Annotated in this window: 13 protein-coding genes; 6 read left to right on the forward strand and 7 right to left on the reverse strand. The window is 59.2% G+C overall.

The genetic code is table 11. The features are described from left to right. Positions 1-159: 159 nt before the first annotated feature. Entirely contained in the window at positions 160-1,785 is a 1,626-nt protein-coding gene (locus tag BK667_RS19935; RefSeq protein ID WP_123598652.1) for a methyl-accepting chemotaxis protein, read from the reverse strand. Between the two features lie 346 nt (positions 1,786-2,131). On the opposite strand from BK667_RS19935, the gene aceK reads away from it, so the two are divergent. The 3 genes from aceK to BK667_RS19950 all read left to right on the forward strand — a co-directional run bounded on the left by aceK (position 2,132) and on the right by BK667_RS19950 (position 9,468). Continuing rightward, positions 2,132-3,853, forward strand: a complete 1,722-nt coding sequence (aceK, locus tag BK667_RS19940; RefSeq protein WP_123507744.1) for a bifunctional isocitrate dehydrogenase kinase/phosphatase — start codon at positions 2,132-2,134, stop codon at positions 3,851-3,853. A 240-nt stretch (positions 3,854-4,093) separates the two neighbouring features. Then, positions 4,094-8,005 (forward strand): ATP-dependent RNA helicase HrpA, encoded by a 3,912-nt coding sequence (gene hrpA / locus BK667_RS19945; RefSeq protein WP_123598653.1) that lies wholly within the window; start codon positions 4,094-4,096, stop codon positions 8,003-8,005. 341 nt (positions 8,006-8,346) lie between these two features. Continuing rightward, a complete protein-coding gene (locus BK667_RS19950; RefSeq protein ID WP_123507750.1) occupies positions 8,347-9,468 on the forward strand; it encodes a beta-ketoacyl-ACP synthase III in 1,122 nt (373 codons plus the stop codon). Between the two features lie 239 nt (positions 9,469-9,707). Here BK667_RS19950 and BK667_RS19955 read toward each other — a convergent pair whose 3' ends face one another. Next, on the reverse strand, positions 9,708-11,024 hold the full coding sequence (locus BK667_RS19955; RefSeq protein ID WP_123507752.1) for a putative porin: 1,317 nt from the start codon (positions 11,022-11,024) through the stop codon (positions 9,708-9,710). Positions 11,025-11,304: 280 nt separating this feature from the next. Here BK667_RS19955 and BK667_RS19960 point away from each other — a divergent pair, with 280 nt between their 5' ends. Further along, positions 11,305-12,429 (forward strand): GNAT family N-acetyltransferase, encoded by a 1,125-nt coding sequence (locus BK667_RS19960; RefSeq protein WP_123598701.1) that lies wholly within the window; start codon positions 11,305-11,307, stop codon positions 12,427-12,429. Positions 12,430-12,610: 181 nt separating this feature from the next. Here the strand turns inward: BK667_RS19960 and BK667_RS19965 are convergent, their stop codons facing one another. The 5 genes from BK667_RS19965 to BK667_RS19985 all read right to left on the reverse strand — a co-directional run bounded on the left by BK667_RS19965 (position 12,611) and on the right by BK667_RS19985 (position 17,272). After that, positions 12,611-12,796, reverse strand: coding sequence for a hypothetical protein (locus BK667_RS19965; RefSeq protein ID WP_123598654.1), 186 nt, complete (start codon positions 12,794-12,796; stop codon positions 12,611-12,613). A 253-nt stretch (positions 12,797-13,049) separates the two neighbouring features. After that, a complete protein-coding gene (locus BK667_RS19970) occupies positions 13,050-14,882 on the reverse strand; it encodes an ABC transporter ATP-binding protein (protein WP_123507756.1) in 1,833 nt (610 codons plus the stop codon). 87 nt (positions 14,883-14,969) lie between these two features. Beyond that, positions 14,970-15,527 (reverse strand): peptidylprolyl isomerase, encoded by a 558-nt coding sequence (locus tag BK667_RS19975; RefSeq protein ID WP_123507758.1) that lies wholly within the window; start codon positions 15,525-15,527, stop codon positions 14,970-14,972. 3 nt (positions 15,528-15,530) lie between these two features. Further along, a complete protein-coding gene (locus BK667_RS19980; RefSeq protein WP_123507761.1) occupies positions 15,531-16,334 on the reverse strand; it encodes an alpha/beta fold hydrolase in 804 nt (267 codons plus the stop codon). A 14-nt stretch (positions 16,335-16,348) separates the two neighbouring features. Beyond that, complete coding sequence (locus BK667_RS19985) at positions 16,349-17,272, reverse strand: PA3225 family LysR-type transcriptional regulator (RefSeq protein ID WP_123410624.1); 924 nt, start codon at positions 17,270-17,272, stop codon at positions 16,349-16,351. A gap of 49 nt (positions 17,273-17,321) precedes the next feature. On the opposite strand from BK667_RS19985, the gene BK667_RS19990 reads away from it, so the two are divergent. Both BK667_RS19990 and BK667_RS19995 read left to right on the forward strand, forming a co-directional pair. Beyond that, entirely contained in the window at positions 17,322-17,636 is a 315-nt protein-coding gene (locus BK667_RS19990) for a 3-phosphoglycerate kinase (protein ID WP_123598655.1), read from the forward strand. 235 nt (positions 17,637-17,871) lie between these two features. Beyond that, entirely contained in the window at positions 17,872-18,471 is a 600-nt protein-coding gene (locus tag BK667_RS19995) for an FMN-dependent NADH-azoreductase (RefSeq protein ID WP_123507765.1), read from the forward strand. The last annotated feature ends 291 nt before the right edge of the window (positions 18,472-18,762 follow it).

Here is an 18,762-nt window from a genome sequence, read left to right on the forward strand (position 1 = left end):
ACCGTAAATCGGGCATTAAATTTTCATTGTGGCGAGCGAGCTTTTTGTGGCGAGGGGGCTTGCCCCCGTTGGGTCGCGTAGCGGCCCCAAGATTTTGTGAGCGCTGCGCACTCCAACGGGGGCAAGCCCCCTCGCCACAAGTAATCTCTCATCCCCTCGTTAAATGATGAAGCGCGTCACCAACCCATTCAGGTCCACCGCCAGACGCGACAGTTCCTGACTGGCAGCGGACGTCTGGGTAGCCCCAGCCGCCGTCTGGGTCGAAAGGTCGCGGATATTCACCAAATTCTGATCAACCTCGCGAGCCACCAATGCCTGCTGCTCGGCAGCGCTGGCAATCACCAGGTTGCGCTGGTTGATCTGCGAGATCGACGCGGTGATTTTCTCCAGCGCCTGACCGGCACTGTTGGCCCGGCGCAAGGTCTGGTTCGCCTGTTCGGCGCTGCTTTGCAACGCACTGACCGTGGCCCCGGTGCCGTGCTGGATATTGCTGATCATCAGCTCGATTTCTTCGGTGGAGTTCTGGGTGCGTTGGGCCAGCGAACGCACCTCATCCGCCACCACGGCAAACCCGCGCCCGGCTTCACCGGCCCGTGCCGCTTCGATGGCGGCGTTGAGCGCCAGCAGGTTGGTTTGCCCGGCGATGCCACGAATCACTTCCAGCACCTTGCTGATGTCCTGGGCCTGACCCGCCAGGCCCTCGGCCTGTTGCGAGGCGCCGAGCACTTCGCTGACCAGTCCCTGAATCGAGCTGATGGTTTCGCTGACCTGAACATGCCCGTGCTGGCTGTCCTCGTTCGATGCCTGGGAGGCTTCGGCGCTGGACACGGCATTGGCGGCCACTTCGTCCACCGCGGTGCTCATCTCGGTGACGGCGGTGGCGGCTTGTTCGATCTGATCGTTCTGCAGTTGCAGGCCACGGGTGCTTTCCTCCATCACCGAACTCATTTCCTCAGCCGCAGAGGCGAGCTGCTGCGCCGAGTCGCTGATGCCGCGAATGGTCGTACGCAAATGACTTTGCATGTCGGCCAGGGCATCGAGCAGGTGCGCCGCTTCGTCTGTGCCATGGCTGACGATCTGACCGCTCAGGTCGCCGGCGGCGATCCGTCGGGCCACGTTCAGAGCCTGATTGATCGGCGCGGTGATGCTGCGAGTCAGCAGCCAGGCCAATGCCAGTGTGGCAATCAGCGCAATCACGATGATGCTGCCGACGATCCACTGGGCCCGCTGATACATCTGCGCAGCGGCATCGGAGGCAGCGTCGGCGCCTTGCTGATTGAAGCTGATCAGGCTTTCCAGCGACTTGTCCAGCACACCGCCCTGGGGCGCCAGTTCTGCGTTGAGGCGAGCATAGGCTTGCTCCGACTGGCCGGCATCAATCTGGGCAATGATCTGGTCAAGAATCGCCATGTATTTGGCAACGTCCGCGTTCAGGCTGTCGAGCAACGCCCGTTCCCGGTCACCGGCGAGCAATTGTTTGTGATCGTTTAGGCGCTTGAGCAACTCTTGGCGCTGGACGCTGATAATGCCTTTGCTCTTTTCCCGCACGGCCGGCTGACTGATGGCGATCAACCGCAGGGATTCCAGGCGGATGGTGGCGATATTCGTGGCGCTGTCGTGAATGCTCTCGATGCTGGGCATCCAGGATTCCTCGATCACCGTGGCGCTTTGGCGAAGGGTCGCCATTTGCCCCAGGCCGAACAGACCAACCACCACCAGCAGACTGGCCAAAACGGCGAAACTCAAACCGGCGCGCAAACCTATGCGCATGTTCCTGATTGACATCAAATGTGCTCCTTGGGCGATTTGGGATTGAGTCCTCGTGTACCGAGAATCTTGTTATTAGGCGGGTGATGGCGGCTTGTATATCAAAGTGCCATCATTTTGGTAAGACCAATCTTTAAGGCTCTATTTCGCGGCATACAGGGCAGGTGAGTATCGAAACCCTGTCTGGTCAGGGTTTGCGGTGACGATTCAGCTTTTTTTTGACCAAGTGGTCGATTAATAAGCCCGGGAAAAAATCGCCGCCAGGCCCGGCCAACGATCGACATCAATGGCAAAAATTACGCTTCTCCTGTACCCGGTTCACTGGCTAAGCTCAGGGCTCCGAAATTCCCGCAGAGGTCTCACCATGCCGCAGCATTGGCCCGCCGCCGATATCGCCCGATTGATCCTCGATGGCTTTGACGATTACCGCGAGCACTTCCGGCAGATCACCGACGGTGCCCGGGCCCGTTTCGAGCAGGCGCAGTGGCAGGAGACGCAATCGGCGTCGGCGGCGCGGATCAATCTGTACGAAGACAAAGTCGGCGAAACGGTGGCGCGGCTGCGGGCGTCTTTCGAGTCCGATACGTTGATGGATGTGAGCTGCTGGCCGCTGGTCAAAAGTGCCTACATCACGCTGATCGACCTGCGTTTCGACGATGAACTGTCCGAGACCTGGTACAACTCGATCTTCTGCGGGCTGTTCAGCCATGACTTGATCAGCGACGGCTGCATGTTCATCCACACCACCCGGCCGAGCCTGCGCCGGGCCCGGGCGGCGCAAACCCGGACTTATAAGCCTCAGGGGCACTTGTCGGAAATGCTGGCGAGCATCTTTGCCGACTACCGCTTCAGCGAGGATTACGCCGACCTGCCCGGCGACTTGCGCCGCCTCGAAGCACAGTTGCGCGAGAACCTGCCGGACTGGGTGTGCAAAGACCCGGAACTGTCCGTCGAACTGTTTTCCTCGGTGCTTTATCGCAACAAAGGCGCGTACCTGGTCGGGCGCATCTACACCCAGGACGAGCAATGGCCGCTGGTGATTCCACTGCTGCACCGCGAAGGGCGCGGGATTCAGATTGACGCGCTGATCACCGATGAAGCGGACGTGTCGATCATTTTCTCGTTCACCCGTTCGTATTTCATGGTGGATGTGCCGGTGCCGGCGGAGTTCATCGGCTTCCTCAAGCGCATCCTGCCGGGCAAGCACATCGCCGAGCTGTACACCTCGATCGGCTTCTATAAACACGGCAAGTCCGAGTTCTACCGGGCGCTGATCAACCACCTGGCCAACACCGACGACCAGTTCATCATGGCCCCCGGTGTGCGCGGCATGGTCATGAGCGTGTTCACCCTGCCGGGGTTCAACACCGTATTCAAAATCATCAAGGACCGTTTCTCGCCGTCGAAAAACGTCGACCGTGCCACGGTGATCGAGAAGTACCGCTTGGTGAAAAGCGTCGACCGGGTCGGGCGCATGGCCGATACCCAGGAATTCGCTGACTTCCGTTTCCCTTTGAGCAAGTTCGAGCCGGCGTGCCTTGAAGAACTGCTCGATGTGGCGCCATCCACGGTGTCGGTCGAAGGCGATACGGTGCTGATCCGCCACTGCTGGACCGAGCGACGGATGACGCCGCTCAACCTCTATCTGGAACACGCCAACGAGGCCCAGGTGCGCGAGGCGCTGGAAGATTACGGTCTGGCGATCAAGCAACTGGCGGCGGCGAACATCTTTCCCGGCGACATGCTGCTGAAAAACTTTGGCGTCACCCGACATGGGCGTGTGGTGTTTTATGACTACGACGAGATTTGCTTTCTGACGGAGGCCAACTTCCGCCACATCCCGCAACCGCGCACGCCGGAAGATGAAATGGCCTCCGAGCCGTGGTACTCGATCGGGCCGCTGGATGTGTTTCCGGAAGAGTTTCCGCCGTTTTTGTTTGCCGATTCCGGGCAGCGCAAGTTGTTCGATGAACTGCATGGCGAGTTGTACAACGCCGATTACTGGAAGAGCTTGCAGGAGGCGATTCGGGCCGGAAAAGTGATTGACGTGTTCCCGTATCGGCGCAAAGGCCTGGATAACGAATAACCCACGCTGATCGTTCCCACGCTCCGCGTGGGAATGCATCAATGGACGCTCTGCGTCCGCCGTTGGGACGCGGAGCGTCCCGGGCTGCATTCCCACGCAGAGCGTGGGAACGATCACAGAGCAGCTGTAAGCATCAAGCTGCAAGCTAAAAGCCGCTCTGCTTGTAGCTTGATGCTTGTAGCTTGCCGCTGCTTCTCTGTTACCCTTGCGGCTTTTGGCTTACAGCTTGCCGCTGCTTCTATGACTGACGAATCGCCTTCCATCGACAAACTGCTGAAAAACCTCGATCACGCCATGCTTGCCGACCGCCACCGGCTGCGGCGGCAGTTGCTTGAGCTGCGCAAGAAACCTGACGAGGCCAAGCTGGCCCAGTGGGTGACGCGCATGCAGGCGTCCTGTGATCAGGTGTTGGCGCGGCGTGCCAGCCTGCCGGTGATTCGTTACGACGACAGCCTTCCAATCGCCGCCAAGCGTGACGAAATCAAAGAGGCGCTGCTCAAGCATCAGGTGCTGATCATCGCCGGCGAAACCGGTTCGGGTAAAACCACCCAGTTGCCGAAGATCTGCCTGGAAATCGGGCGCGGCCAGCATGGCCTGATCGGCCACACCCAGCCGCGCCGAATTGCCGCGCGCAGCGTCGCGAGTCGGGTGGCTGAAGAACTGGCCACGCCGCTGGGCGCGCTGGTCGGCTATCAGGTGCGCTTCGAGGATCAGAGCGATTCCAACACTCTGATCAAGTTGATGACCGACGGTATCTTGCTGGCGGAAACCCAGAACGACCGCTACCTCGAACGCTACGACACGATCATCGTCGACGAAGCCCACGAACGCAGCCTCAACATCGATTTCCTGCTCGGTTACCTGAAAACCCTGCTGCCACGCCGCCCGGACCTGAAAGTCATCATTACTTCGGCGACCATCGACCTGGAGCGTTTCTCCAAGCATTTCGATGACGCGCCGATTGTCGAAGTCTCCGGCCGCACCTTCCCGGTAGACACCTGGTATCGCCCGCTGACCCTTGAGCAGGACGAAGAGGGTAACCGCGTCGAGGACGATTTGACCGTGGATCAGGCGATCCTCGCCACCCTCGACGAAATCGCCGCGTTTGAACGCAGCGAGCGCAAGAGTCCTGGGGATGTGCTGGTGTTCCTGCCCGGCGAGCGCGAGATTCGCGACGCGGCGGACATGCTGCGCAAGGCCCAGCTCAAGCACACCGAAATCCTGCCGCTCTACGCGCGATTGTCGCCGGCCGAGCAGCAACGGATTTTCCAGTCGCACCCAGGCCGCCGCGTGGTGCTGGCGACCAACGTCGCGGAAACCTCGCTGACGGTGCCGGGCATTCGTTACGTGATCGACAGCGGCACCGCGCGCATCAGCCGCTACAGCTACCGCGCCAAGGTCCAGCGCCTGCCCATCGAAGCGATTTCCCAGGCCAGCGCCAACCAGCGTAAGGGGCGTTGCGGGCGGGTCGAGCCGGGCATTTGTATTCGTCTTTATGGCGAAGAAGATTTCATTGGTCGGCCGGAATTTACCGACCCGGAAATCCTGCGAACCAACCTTGCCGCCGTTATTTTGCAGATGCTGCATCTGCGCCTCGGCGAGATCACCGATTTCCCGTTTATCGAACCGCCGGATGGCAAGGCGATCAGCGACGGTTTCAACCTGCTGCAAGAACTTTCCGCCGTTGATCGCAACAGCCAGTTGACCCCGCTGGGGCGCAATCTGGCGCGCCTGCCGGTGGACCCGCGCATGGGCCGCATGTTGCTGGAAGCGGCGAAACTCGGCAGTTTGCAGGAAGTGCTGATCGTCGCCAGCGCCATGTCGATCCAGGACCCGCGCGAGCGTCCGCCGGAGCGTCAACAAGCGGCGGATCAGGCCCACGCGCAATGGAAAGACGTGGATTCGGACTTCGCCGGGCTGGTCAATCTGTGGCGCGGTTTTGAAGAACAGCGCCAGGCGTTGACCGCGAGTCCGTTGCGCAACTGGTGTCGCAAGAATTTCCTCAACTACTTGCGCCTGCGCGAGTGGCGCGACTCCCATCGTCAGTTGAGTCTGATCTGCCGCGACATGCAGTTGACCCTCAACAAAGAACCGGCGGATTACCCGAAACTGCACAAAGCCGTGCTCTCGGGTTTGCTCAGCCAGATCGGTCAGAAAACCGAAGAGGGCGACTACCTCGGCGCTCGTCAGCGACGTTTCTGGATTCACCCGTCATCGGGCCTGGGCAAGAAGCGTCCGCAATGGCTGATGGCCGCCGAATTGGTGGAAACCACCAAGCTCTATGCGCGCATGGTGGCCAAGATCGACGCGGACTGGATCGAGCCGCTGGCCGGGCACCTGATCAAGAAAAACCACTTCGAACCTCATTGGGAGAAGAAGCGCGGCCAGGTCGTGGCGTTCGAGCAGATCACGCTTTTCGGTTTGATCGTGGTCGGGCGTCGGCCGGTGCATTACGGGCCGATTGATCCGGTGGTGTCCCGTGAGTTTTTCATTCGCGAAGGCCTGGTGCGCGGCGAAATTCAGTCCAAGGCCAAGTGCCTGACCGCCAATGCGCAGTTGCTGGAACAGCTCGATGAACTGGAAGCCAAGGCCCGTCGGCGTGACATCCTTGCGGACGAAGAAACCCTGTTCGCCTTCTACGACGCGCGGCTGCCGGCGGAGATTCACCAGACCGCGACGTTCGACAGTTGGTACAAGGTCAACAGCCAGAAAGACCCGCAGCTGCTGATCATGCGCGAAGAGGACGTGCTGGCCCGCGAAGCCAGTGAAGTCACCGCGCTGCATTACCCGGACACCTTGCACATCGGTGATCTGGAATTGGCCCTGAGTTACCACTTCGAACCCAACCACCCCCGCGACGGCGTGACCCTGCGGGTGCCGGCGCCGCTGTTACCGATGCTGCCGCCGGAACGCCTGGAATGGCTGGTGCCGGGGGTGATCGAGGCCAAGTGCGTCGCGTTGGTGCGCAACCTGCCCAAAGCCCTGCGCAAGAACTTCGTACCGGTGCCGGACTTCGTCAAAGCCGCGTTGCAGCGCATGACGTTTGCCGAGGGCTCATTGCCCCAGGCTTTGGGCCGCGAACTGTTGCGCATGACTGGCGCTCGGGTCAGCGATGAAGCCTGGGCGGAAGCCTCGCAGCAGGTCGACAGCCATTTGCGCATGAACCTGGAAATCGTCGATGGCCAGGGCAAGTTCCTCGGCGAAGGGCGGGATCTGGCCGAGTTGACCGCACGGTTCGCCGAGGCCAGCCAAGCCGCGTTGGCGGTGCCGCAAACCGCGAAAAACCAGCAACCGGTGGAGCCGAAAGTCTTTGCCGCCGTGGCCGAGAAAACCCAGCAGAAGATCGCCGGGCTGTCGATGACGGTGTACCCGGCGTTGGTGGAAGAGAGCGGCACGGTCAAGGAAGGGCGTTTTTCGACCCCGGCCGAAGCCGAGTTCCAGCACCGTCGCGCGTTGCAGCGTTTGCTGATGCAGCAATTGGCCGAGCCGGCGAAGTTCTTGCGCGGCAAGTTGCCGGGGTTGACTGAGCTGGGCCTGATGTACCGTGAACTGGGGCGTATCGATGCTTTGGTCGAAGACATTCTGCTGGCCAGTCTCGACAGCTGCATTCTTGAGGGCGAAGACCCGTTGCCGCGCGATGGCGCCGGGTTGGCCTCCCTGGCCGAACGCAAGCGCGGCGGCTGGACCGAGCACGCCGAACGCCTGGCGAAGCTGACCCTGGAGATTCTCAAGCTCTGGCACGGTCTGCAAAAACGCTTCAAGGGCAAGATCGACCTGGCCCAAGCGGTGGCGTTGAATGACATCAAGCAGCAGCTCAGTCATCTGGTGTATGCGGGTTTTGTCCGGGAAACCCCGATGCAATGGCTCAAGGAACTGCCGCGTTATCTGAAAGCGGTCGAGCAGCGTTTCGAGAAAATCGGCGCGCAAGTGCAGCGGGATCGGGTCTGGAGCGGTGAATTGTCCGGTTTGTGGGCGCAATATCAGACTCGCGCCAACAAACACGCCCAGGAAGGCAAGCGCGATCCGCAGCTGGAACTGTATCGCTGGTGGCTGGAGGAGTACCGGGTTTCGCTGTTCGCCCAGCAACTGGGGACCAAAGTGCCGATCTCCGACAAGCGCCTGAACAAACAGTGGACCCAGGTCGAACCATAACTAGTCGCTGATCGTACGATCATCAGCCACCTGTAGGAGCAAAGCTTGCTCGCGATAGCGGTGTGTCAGTCGACATCGATGTTGGATGGGCTGGCGCCATCGCGGGCAAGCCTTGCTCCTACAGGTCGTACGGTGTTTGATCCAGCAAAAGGGGCCAAACCCCAGCGTTTATGGCAAACTTCGCGCCTATAAACGCCGGCCCCGCCGTTTTGCGCCTCCACAGGCATGGCGGATCGGAATAAAGCGATGCCAGGTTGGATTCCACGGAATGGGAAAAGACCCTTTGTGTGTTGGTACGTCGGTGCCAACGCTTTCTGCCTGAACAGATTAGAGAAACGACCATGCATAACGTCGTCATCAGCGGCACCGGCCTGTACACCCCGGCCAACAGCATCTCCAATGAAGAGCTGGTGCAGTCTTTCAACGCTTACGTCGCGCAATTCAACGCCGACAATGCCGACGCCATCGCGCGCGGTGAAATCGACGCGTTGACCGAGTCCAGTGCAGCGTTTATCGAAAAAGCCTCCGGCATCAAAAGCCGCTTTGTCATGGACAAGGACGGCATCCTCGACCCGCAACGCATGGCGCCACGCCTGCCCGAGCGTTCCAACGACGAATGGTCGGTGCTGTGCCAGATGGCCATCGGCGCTGCCGAACAAGCCTTGCAGCGCGCCGGCAAGACCGCTGCGGACATCGACGGTGTGATCGTCGCCTGCTCCAACCTGCAACGCGCCTACCCGGCTATCGCCATCGAAGTCCAGGAAGCCCTGGGCATTCAAGGTTTCGGTTTCGACATGAACGTGGCCTGCTCCTCGGCGACCTTCGGCATCCAGGCCGCCACCAACAGCGTGCAACTGGGCCAGGCCCGGGCGATCCTGATGGTCAACCCGGAAGTCTGCACTGGTCACCTGAACTTCCGCGACCGCGACAGCCACTTCATCTTCGGCGACGCTGCCACCGCGGTGATCATCGAACGTGCCGACCTGGCCACGTCCAAGTACCAGTTCGACATTGTCAGCACCAAATTGCTGACCAAGTTCTCCAACAACATCCGCAACAACTTCGGCTTCCTCAACCGCGCGGCGGAAGAGGGCGTCGGTGCCAAGGACAAACTGTTCGTGCAGGAAGGCCGCAAGGTATTCCGCGATGTGTGCCCGATGGTTGCCGAACTGGTTGCCACGCACCTGGAGGAGAACCAGCTCAACGTCGGCGACGTGAAACGCTTCTGGCTGCACCAGGCCAACCTCAGCATGAACCACTTGATCGTCAAGAAACTGCTGGGTCGCGAAGCCACCGAAGAAGAAGCGCCGGTGATCCTCGACACTTACGCCAACACCAGCTCCGCCGGTTCCGTGATTGCGTTTCACAAGAACCAGGATGACCTGGCCAGCGGCTCGCTGGCGGTGCTCAGCTCGTTCGGTGCCGGGTATTCGATTGGTAGCGTGATTCTGCGCAAGCGCTGAGTTCGCTGTAAAAGATCGCAGCCTGCGGCAGATACATGCCGCACGCTGCGATTTTTTTTGTGCCCGTTTTTTGTGGCAAGGGGCAAATGAAAACAGCCCCGCGTTGGTCTATCGGACGGATGATGGGGACCGATAGACCAACGCGAGGCTGTAAAGGAGCAGCTTCGAGCGGCAAGCTTCAAGCTGCAAGCAGTGCGCTTGAACTTGAAGCTTTTAGCTTGAAACTTGCAACTGCTTTTTTAGAACTTGGCTTCGGCATCCAGTTGCAGGGTCTTGATGTCCGAGTCGCGGATGGTGGCGTTGGTGAAGTCGGATTTAGCCATGAAGTACGTCGCGCCCAGGGCGAAGTTCTTGTCGATTTCATAGCTGACTTTCAACTTGCTGCCGCGCGAACCGGTGAAGCCGTTGGCGAAGTCAGAGTCGGTGAAGGCGCCGACCACGGCGTTACGCTGTACGTCGCGATAGTTGTAGTCCACGGCGAAGCCGTAAAGCTTGGTCTTCACACCGGTCAACCAGGCTGCGTCCTGATCGTTGCTGGCGTCTTTGTTGGTGACGTACTGACCGTACAGCGACAGCGGCATTGGCAGGCCACCGATGTCGATCTGACCAAAACCTTCGTACAGCTTGAACTGTTCGTTCGGGGTGTTGCCGTTGGTGGCCAGGATGGATGGCGTGGTAGTGCCGCCTGCGGTGATGTCGTCGTCGTTGTCGTAGCCGTAGACGCTGCCACCCAGGGTCAGTTTCAGGTTGTCGGTGATGGCGAAGCGCGCGCCCAACTGACCGGCGTACAGGCGCAGGTCGTGCTTGAACTGCACGCCTTCGCCGTCGACGTTGTCCTTGAGGGTGTAGTGGCCGGCGCTACCGAACAGCTCGGTGCTGGCGCCCAATGGGTACTTGTAAGTCAGTGCCAGGCCTTCTGGGCTGATATCGCTATCCCAGATGATGTCGCCCATGCTCACCCATTGTTGCGGCATCTTGCCGCCCACGATGTGCAGGTTCTTGAGGAAGTCCGGGTGGTAGTCCACGTAGCCTTGGTCGAGCCAGATCGACTTCTTGTCGAAGTAGCCGTCCAGGCTCTGGTTGGTGGATCGAGCGTCATCGTTGTTGCCGGTGGCGATACGGATACCGGTGTCAACTTGCGGGTTGATTTCGCTGTAGGCACCCAGGCGCACGCGAATACGCTGACGATCCTGGTCTTTGTTGTTCGAAACGCCATCGTTCTTGACCGTTTCCTGGCGGAAACGCACGTCGCCCTTGAATTGGGTCTTGGCAGCCCAGGCCAGTTTCTGGTCGAAAGTGCTCAGTTCGTTGGTTTTCTTCGCCGTCGCCGCAATCTGTTCGTTGGTCTCTTGCTGAGCCTGACGGGCGATTTGCTGGTCTTTCTGATCACGGGCCAGTTCGGCTTGCAGTTCGGCGTATTGCGCCTGGGAAATCGAGCCGTTTGCCTTGAGCATGTCGAGCAGTTTGGCGTCGACTGCAGCGCTGGCCGGAACACTCATGGCCAGCAGCAGGCCGCCACACAAGGCCGCCGCAGTTTTCGTGGAAGCAAGACGCATATCAATCTCCGAAGATGAAAGGGATGACTGAGCCATCCAGGACACAACCGACCGATGACGGACGGAAAACAGTGACCGGGTAGAACCCGGCGCTCTAAAAACAGGCGCCAGTATCGCGATGGTTTATGACAGTGCAGTGGCAAAGTGATGGCGTCTCGATGACGATACAAATCTTTCATGAACCTTTGTTCTAGAGCGCTGTCGGCGGATGACGGGTGTGCAATGTGCGGCGATAAGCGATACTCGCCGGGCTGTCACGCAATGAACTGTGAGAATGCCGATGCCGCTGCAACGTCTGGAAAGTCTGTCCGAAATCGCGCCGCACACGTGGGACGCGCTGGTACCTGAAAGTCAGCCGTTTCTGCGCTATGCGTTCCTCAGCGCGCTGGAAGACAGCGGCAGTGTTGGCCCGCATTCCGGTTGGCAACCCGAGCATCTGTTGCACGTTGAAGGCGATCGTTTGATCGCCGCCTTGCCCAGCTACCGCAAATGGCATTCCTACGGCGAGTACGTGTTTGATCACGGTTGGGCCGACGCCTGCGCCCGTGCCGGCATCGAGTATTACCCCAAGCTGTTGACCGCCGTGCCGTTCAGCCCGGTCAGCGGGCCGCGCCTGTTGGCGGCCAATGTGGAGGACGGTTTTGAGTTGCTGAACAGCCTGCCGGGTTACCTGGAAATCGAAGAGCTTTCCAGCGCGCACATTAATTTCACCGACCCGTTCACCGATGCCGCGTTGGCCGAACAGCCTGGCTGGTTGCAGCGTATCGGCTGTCAGTACCACTGGCAGAACCGTGATTATCGGGACTTTCAGGACTTCCTCGACGCCCTCAGTTCGCGCAAGCGTAAGCAGATGCGCAAAGAGCGCGAGCAAGTGGCGGGGCAGGGCATCGAGTTCGAATGGCTGGAGGGGGCGCAACTGACCCAGGCGCAGTGGGATTTTGTCTATGCCTGCTACGCCAATACCTACGCAGTGCGTCGGCAAACGCCTTATCTGACGCGGGAATTCTTCAGTCTGTTGGCCGAGCGCATGCCGGAATCGATTCGCGTGGTGCTGGCCAAGCAAGGCTCACGGCCGGTGGCCATGGCGTTCAGTCTGGTGGGTGGCGACAGCTTTTACGGTCGTTACTGGGGCTGCCTGGCGGAGTATGACCGCCTGCACTTCGAGACCTGTTTCTACCAGGGCATGGACTATGCGATTGCCAACGGCTTCCAGCGTTTCGACGCCGGGGCGCAAGGCGAGCACAAGTTGATTCGCGGGTTTGAACCGGTGATCACCCATTCCTGGCACTACTTGCGTCATCCGGGGTTGAAAGCGGCGGTCAAAGACTTTTTGCAACAGGAGCGTGTCGGGGTATTGGCTTACGCTGAAGACGCCCGGAATGCTTTGCCTTATAGGCAGCCTTAATGCTGCGGTGTGCTTTTAGGTGAATTAAAAAGGGGAAGAAGTCACTGCCTTCTTAAGTTTGAAGGCAGTGACTAAGGTGTCGGATATTTGCTGTTATTGGTTGAAGTTATTGTTCATGGTTTTAGCGCTGAAATACCGGTACCGCTTTTAATATGTTGCAGTTTTTTGTTTGTACTGCTGTTTAATATTTTTTGGTCCATGGGGCTGATGGTCCTTGAGGGGTGCCGATGGCCATATGGCCAAGGGTTTTGCTTTCTTTGATCGAGGTTCCGATTTTAGTGGTGACAGTCTCGGTTCCAGCGAAGGCAGTACCTTGAAAAAATCCAATGTTTAGCAAAAAGCCGAGAGCCAGAATTTTTTTGATCATGATTGTTTCCTGTTATTTATCTTAAGTATTGAGCCGGCGATTCAAGGGGCGGGATGTTAACAGTGACAGTAAAGTAACGGCTAAGAGATGTTTGCTTCTGTTTGTTTGGAGTTCTTTCAAGTTATGTTTGTTTTGTAGATTGATCACTGACTGTTCTGGTGGAATACAACAGGCATGAAAAAACCGCCAGAGCCCCATAGTTTGGGGCTCTGGCGGTTTGCTATGTGTCGCCTATTTCCTGTGGGAGCGGCATTTAATCTATCCCGACAAACCCACCCGTCTGGTGCGCCCACAACCGCGCATACAACCCGCCATGGGCCAGCAATTCGGCGTGGGTGCCGGTTTCGGCGATCTTGCCGTTTTCCAGCACCACCAGCCGATCCATGCGGGCGATGGTCGAGAGGCGGTGGGCGATGGCGATCACAGTTTTGCCTTGCATGAGGGTTTCCAGGCTTTCCTGAATCGCCGCTTCGACTTCCGAGTCCAGCGCCGAGGTGGCTTCATCCATGATCAGGATCGGCGCGTCCTTGAGCAGCACCCGGGCGATGGCGATCCGCTGACGCTGGCCGCCTGAAAGTTTCACCCCGCGCTCACCGACGTGCGCATCAAAACCGGTGCGGCCTTCGGCGTCCGAGAGTAACGGGATGAACTCGTCGGCCCGGGCCTTGTGCACGGCTTCCCAGAGTTCGGCGTCTGTGGAGTCGGGCCGACCGTAAAGCAGGTTGTCGCGAATCGAACGGTGCAGCAGCGAGGTGTCCTGGGTGATCATGCCGATGCGTTCGCGCAGGCTTTCCTGACCGACGTCGGCGATGTTCTGGCCGTCGATGAGAATGCGCCCGCCCTCGACGTCATAGAGGCGCAACAGCAGGTTGACCAGGGTCGATTTGCCGGCACCGGACGGGCCGATCAGGCCGATTTTTTCGCCGGGTTTGATGTTCAGGTTGAGGCCGCCGATGATGCCTTTCTTCTTGCCGTAGTGGAAATCCACCTGCTCGAAACGCACCTCGCCACGGGCTACGGCCAGCGGTTTGGCTTGATCGCGGTCGGTGACGCTGACCGGTTGCGCGATGGTGCGCAAACCGTCCTGGACCATGCCGATGTTTTCGAAGATGCCGGTCACCACCCACATGATCCAGCCGGACATGTTGACGATGCGGATCACCAGGCCCGTGGCCAGGGCAATCGCGCCCACCGAAATCAGCGACTGCGACCACAGCCACAGGGCCAGGCCGGTGGTGGTGACGATCAGCAGGCCGTTCATGCTGGTGATGGCCACGTCCATGCTGGTGACCACGCGACCAGCCATTTGCGCCTTCTCGGTTTGTTCCTTGATGGCTTCCTTGGCGTACTGCTGTTCGTAATTGGTGTGGGCGAACAGCTTCAGGGTGGTGATGTTGGTGTAGCCGTCGACGATCCGCCCCATGAGTTTGGAGCGCGCATCGGAGGATTGCACCGAGCGGTCCTTGACCCGTGGCACGAAGTAATAAAGCGCGCCGATGAAACCGGCGATCCAGGTGATCAACGGGATCATCAGGCGCCAGTCCGCTTCGGCAAACAGCACCAGGGCGCTGATCGCGTAGATCAACACATGCCACAGTGCGTCCACGGCTTGCACGGCGGAGTCGCGCAGGGCGTTACCGGTTTGCATGATCCGTTGGGCAATACGCCCGGCGAAGTCGTTCTGGAAGAAATTCAGGCTCTGCTTGAGCACGTAGCGGTGGTTCTGCCACAGGATCAGGCTGGTCATGCCGGGGGTCAGGGTCTGGTGCACCAGCAGGTCATGCAGGCCGAAGAAAATCGGGCGCAGGACCAGGGTGACCACCACCATCCATGTCAGCTCGAGGGCGTGGTCCTGGAAGAAATTCGGGTTCGGCGTGCCTTGGGCCAGGTCGATGATGCGGCTCAGGTAGTTGAACAGCGCGACTTCGATCAGCGAGGCGAACAGGCCGACAATCAGCAGGGCGGCGAAACTCGGCCAGACCTGCCTCAAATAATAGGTATAGAAGGGGAGAACCCGATCCGGCGGAGCCGCCGTCGGTGCATCGCGGAAGATGTCGATCAGTTTTTCAAAACGGCGATAAAGCATTGGTTCTCCGCCCGCGCTGGGGCTTTCCTTTGAACACGATGAGCGGCGCCGGAAAAACCGGCGACCGCTCAACACTCCCTGTGCAGCTTAGTCGATGCGCTTGGCCGACTTGATGAACACAGGATCGGCGGGTACATCTTTCATGCCGCTTTTGGTGGTGGTCTGGGTGTTGACGATGACGTCCACTACGTCCATGCCTTTGACGACTTTACCGAAGACTGCATAGCCGTCACCGCTGTCGAGGAAGTCGTTGTCCTTGACGTTGATGAAGAACTGGCTGGTGGCCGAATCCGGATTGGAAGTGCGAGCCATGGACAGGGTGCCACGCACGTTATGCAGGCCGTTTTTCGATTCGTTCTTGATCGGCGCCTTGGTGTCTTTCTGCTGCATTTGTTGAGTGAAACCACCGCCCTGGACCATGAAGCCCGGGATCACACGGTGGAAAATCGTGTTGTTATAGAAGCCGCTGTCGACGTACTCAAGAAAGTTCTTGGTACTGATCGGCGCCTTGACCGGGTCCAGTTCGATTTCGATCTGGCCATTGGTGGTCTCCAGCAGCACATGCGGTGCCTTGGCCGGCGTGGCGGCCATCAGGTTGGCGGCGAACAGTACGGAGCCGGCGACGAGGGCGATTTTTTTCAGCATGGGTCAGTGATCCTGAGTGGTGGTGTCGACTGCGGTGAGAAACTCGAGCAGGGTTTGGTTAAAACGTTCGGGTTGATCCAGCGGGGTGGCGTGGCGCGAATCGGCGATCACCACCAGCCGCGCATCGGGCAGCAGTTTTACATAGTCTTCTTTCGCCGAAACCGGCGTGTAATCGTGGTCGGCGCTAATGACCAGGGTTGGACAGGTGATCCGGGAAAGTCGTTCCTGAACGCCCCAGCCAACGAGCGCATCGAAGCTGGCGAGATAAGCATGTTTGTCGTTTTTTGCCCAGCGCTCGGCGATCTTTTGCCGCAAATCCGCTTGATCGGGTTTGGGAAACAGCATGCGCCCCAGGGCTTTGCCGATGGTTTCCATGTTCAACAGACGGGCCATGCACCAACGCTTGGCCAGCCACCAGTAGTCGCTGGGTTTCTGCATTTTGACTTGCGGCTGGCTGTTGACGATGCACAGGCTTTTAAGGCGCTGGGGCTGGTCCACCGCCAGTTGAAAACCAATGATGCCGCCCATGGACAGGCCCACATAATGGGTCGGACCGAGGTTCAGGTGCTCCATCAGCGCGATCAAATCAGCGCTGAACCCGGCGATGCTGTAGCGCTCGCGGGGTTTGTCCGAGCGACCGTGGCCGCGCACATCCGGGACGATCACCCGGTAGCGGGCGGCCAGCACCGGGATCTGCATTTCCCAGTCCAGGGTGCTGGAGCCCAGCCCGTGGACCAGAAGCAACGGCGTGCCGTGGCCATATTCCTCATAGTGCAGGTTGCAACCTTCATGTTCGAAATAGGCCATGCGTACACTCCGTGTCAGGCTTGTTCAGGGGCGGCGAACGGTGCATCCAGCGGCGCGGTGTCGAAAGTGCGCAGCAGTTCGATAAGGATTTGCGTGGCCGGGCCCAGGGGTTTGTCCTTGTTCGAGTACAGATAGAAACTCGGGTTGCGACTGCCGCCCTGGTCCAACGGTAGCAGCTTGAGCGTACCTTCCTTCAATTCTCGTTCAATCATGTGCCGGGGCAACCAGGCGAAACCCAGCCCGCTACTGACAAATGTTGCCGCGGTGGCCAGGCTGCCGACGGTCCAGCGTTGCTCGGCGCCGAGCCAGCCGACGTCCCGTGGCTGCTGGCGACCGGAGTCGCGGATCACCACTTGCATCTGGGTTTCCAGGTCCTGGAAGTTGATTTCGCGGTTCAGCCGATGCAACGGGTGCTCAGGATGGGCGACGGCCACAAACTCCACGTCACTCAATTCCGCGCCGAGGTAACCGGGAATGCTCAGGCCGGTGATCGCCAGATCAGCCACGCCTTCAAGCAGGACTTCTTCCACGCCCGACAACACTTCTTCGCGCAACCGCACCCGGCAGCCACGGCTTTGCGGCATGAACGCGGTCAAGGCGCGCACGAGGCGGGCGCTTGGGTAAGCCGCGTCGACCACCAGCCGCACTTCCGCTTCCCAGCCTTGCTCCATATGGTGGGCCAGGTCTTCCAGTTGGCTGGCTTGTTTAACCAGTTGCCGCGAGCGGCGCAACAATACGCCGCCGGCCTCGGTGAGGACCGCTTTGCGGCCATCGATGCGCAACAGTGGCACGCCGAGCTGGTCCTGCATGCGGGCCACGGTGTAACTGACCGACGATTGCGAGCGGTGCAGCGCTTCGGCGGCCTGGGCGAAACCGCCGTGGTCGACCACGGCCTGCAACGTTCGCCATTGATCAAGGGTCACGCGGGGCGCTTTCATGATGAGCTCCTCTTGTCCTAAGCTGGCGGTCCCTATTGGAGACTGCCGAATGAAAAAATTCTGTCTTGTAGTGTTGGCGATGCTGCCGCTGACTGCGTTTGCTTATCCGATCGATGTTCAAAAACAGCTCAATGGCATGAGCATCGACTACAACGCCTACGACACGGATAACGACATCGCTTCTATCCAGGTCAACAACTACGGCTCCACGGATGCGGTCTGCAAGGTGGTTTTCAACAACGGCCCGGAATCGCCGCGCACCCGCACAATCGAAGTACCCGCCGGCAAACACAAAAACGCCACGGCCAAATTCACCCGCACCATTATCAAGATGCGTATAAACCTCAGCTGCACCCCGAAATGACATGAAATCTGTAGGAGCGAGGCTTGCCCGCGAAGGCGGTGTGCCAGTCGACATCAACGTTGAATGACCCGGCCCATTCGCGGGCAAGCCTCGCTCCTACAGATACAGGGTACGCTCAGCTTATAAACGAATTTATCGATGCTTTATAGCAGTTATTTGCGCTTTTTCATCGATATAACTCTGTTTAATCTCCACTCCATCGACTTACAGCATTCTCAGATGGAGCCTACATCCCATGTCCCGCGTTCTGATCATCGAAAGCAGTGCCCGTCAGCAAGACTCGGTATCCCGTCAGTTGACCCAGACCTTCATCAGCCAATGGAAAGCCGCACATCCGGCGGATCAGATCACCGTCCGTGACCTGGCCGTCAACCCGGTGCCGCACCTGGACATCAACCTGCTGGGCGGCTGGATGAAACCTGCCGAACAACGCAACGACATCGAACAGGCTTCCCTGGACCGCTCCAACCAACTGACCGATGAATTGCTGGCCGCCGACGTGCTGGTGATGGCCGCGCCGATGTACAACTTTGCGATTCCGAGCACCCTCAAAGCGTGGCTCGACCATGTGCTGCGTGCCGGCGTGACCTTCAAGTACACCGACACCGGCCCGCAAGGTCTGCTCAGCGGCAAGCGTGCCTACGTGCTGACCGCTCGCGGCGGGATCTACGCCGGTGGGCCGGCGGATCATCAGGAACCGTACCTGCGTCAGGTCATGGCCTTCATCGGCATCCACGACGTGACCTTCATTCACGCCGAAGGCATGAACCTGGGCGGCGACTTCCAGGAGAAGGGTCTGAACCAGGCCAACGCCAAGCTTTCCCAAGTGGCCTGAGGCTTTAATCGCCAGATAATCCCTTGATGTTCAAGTGACCTGGCGCAACCCTTCAAGTTTGCATGCGCATCGAACCTCCCTTTGCACTTGTTGCTCCTGAGTGCTGTAGCCCGATTGAACGCTTTAGCGAGATCGGGCTTTTTTTTGCCCGCAATTTGATGGCTGAACACACGACCTGTAGGAGCAAAGCTTGCTCGCGATAGCGGTGTGTCAGCCAACATCAATGTTGGATGTGCCGCCGCAATCGCGAGCAAGCTTTGCTCCTACAGGATTTGCGTGTTCTCGCGATCG

Origin of the sequence: Pseudomonas frederiksbergensis (genome assembly GCF_003732705.1) — a bacterium.
GTDB classification, from domain to species: Bacteria; Pseudomonadota; Gammaproteobacteria; order Pseudomonadales; family Pseudomonadaceae; genus Aquipseudomonas; species Aquipseudomonas frederiksbergensis_F.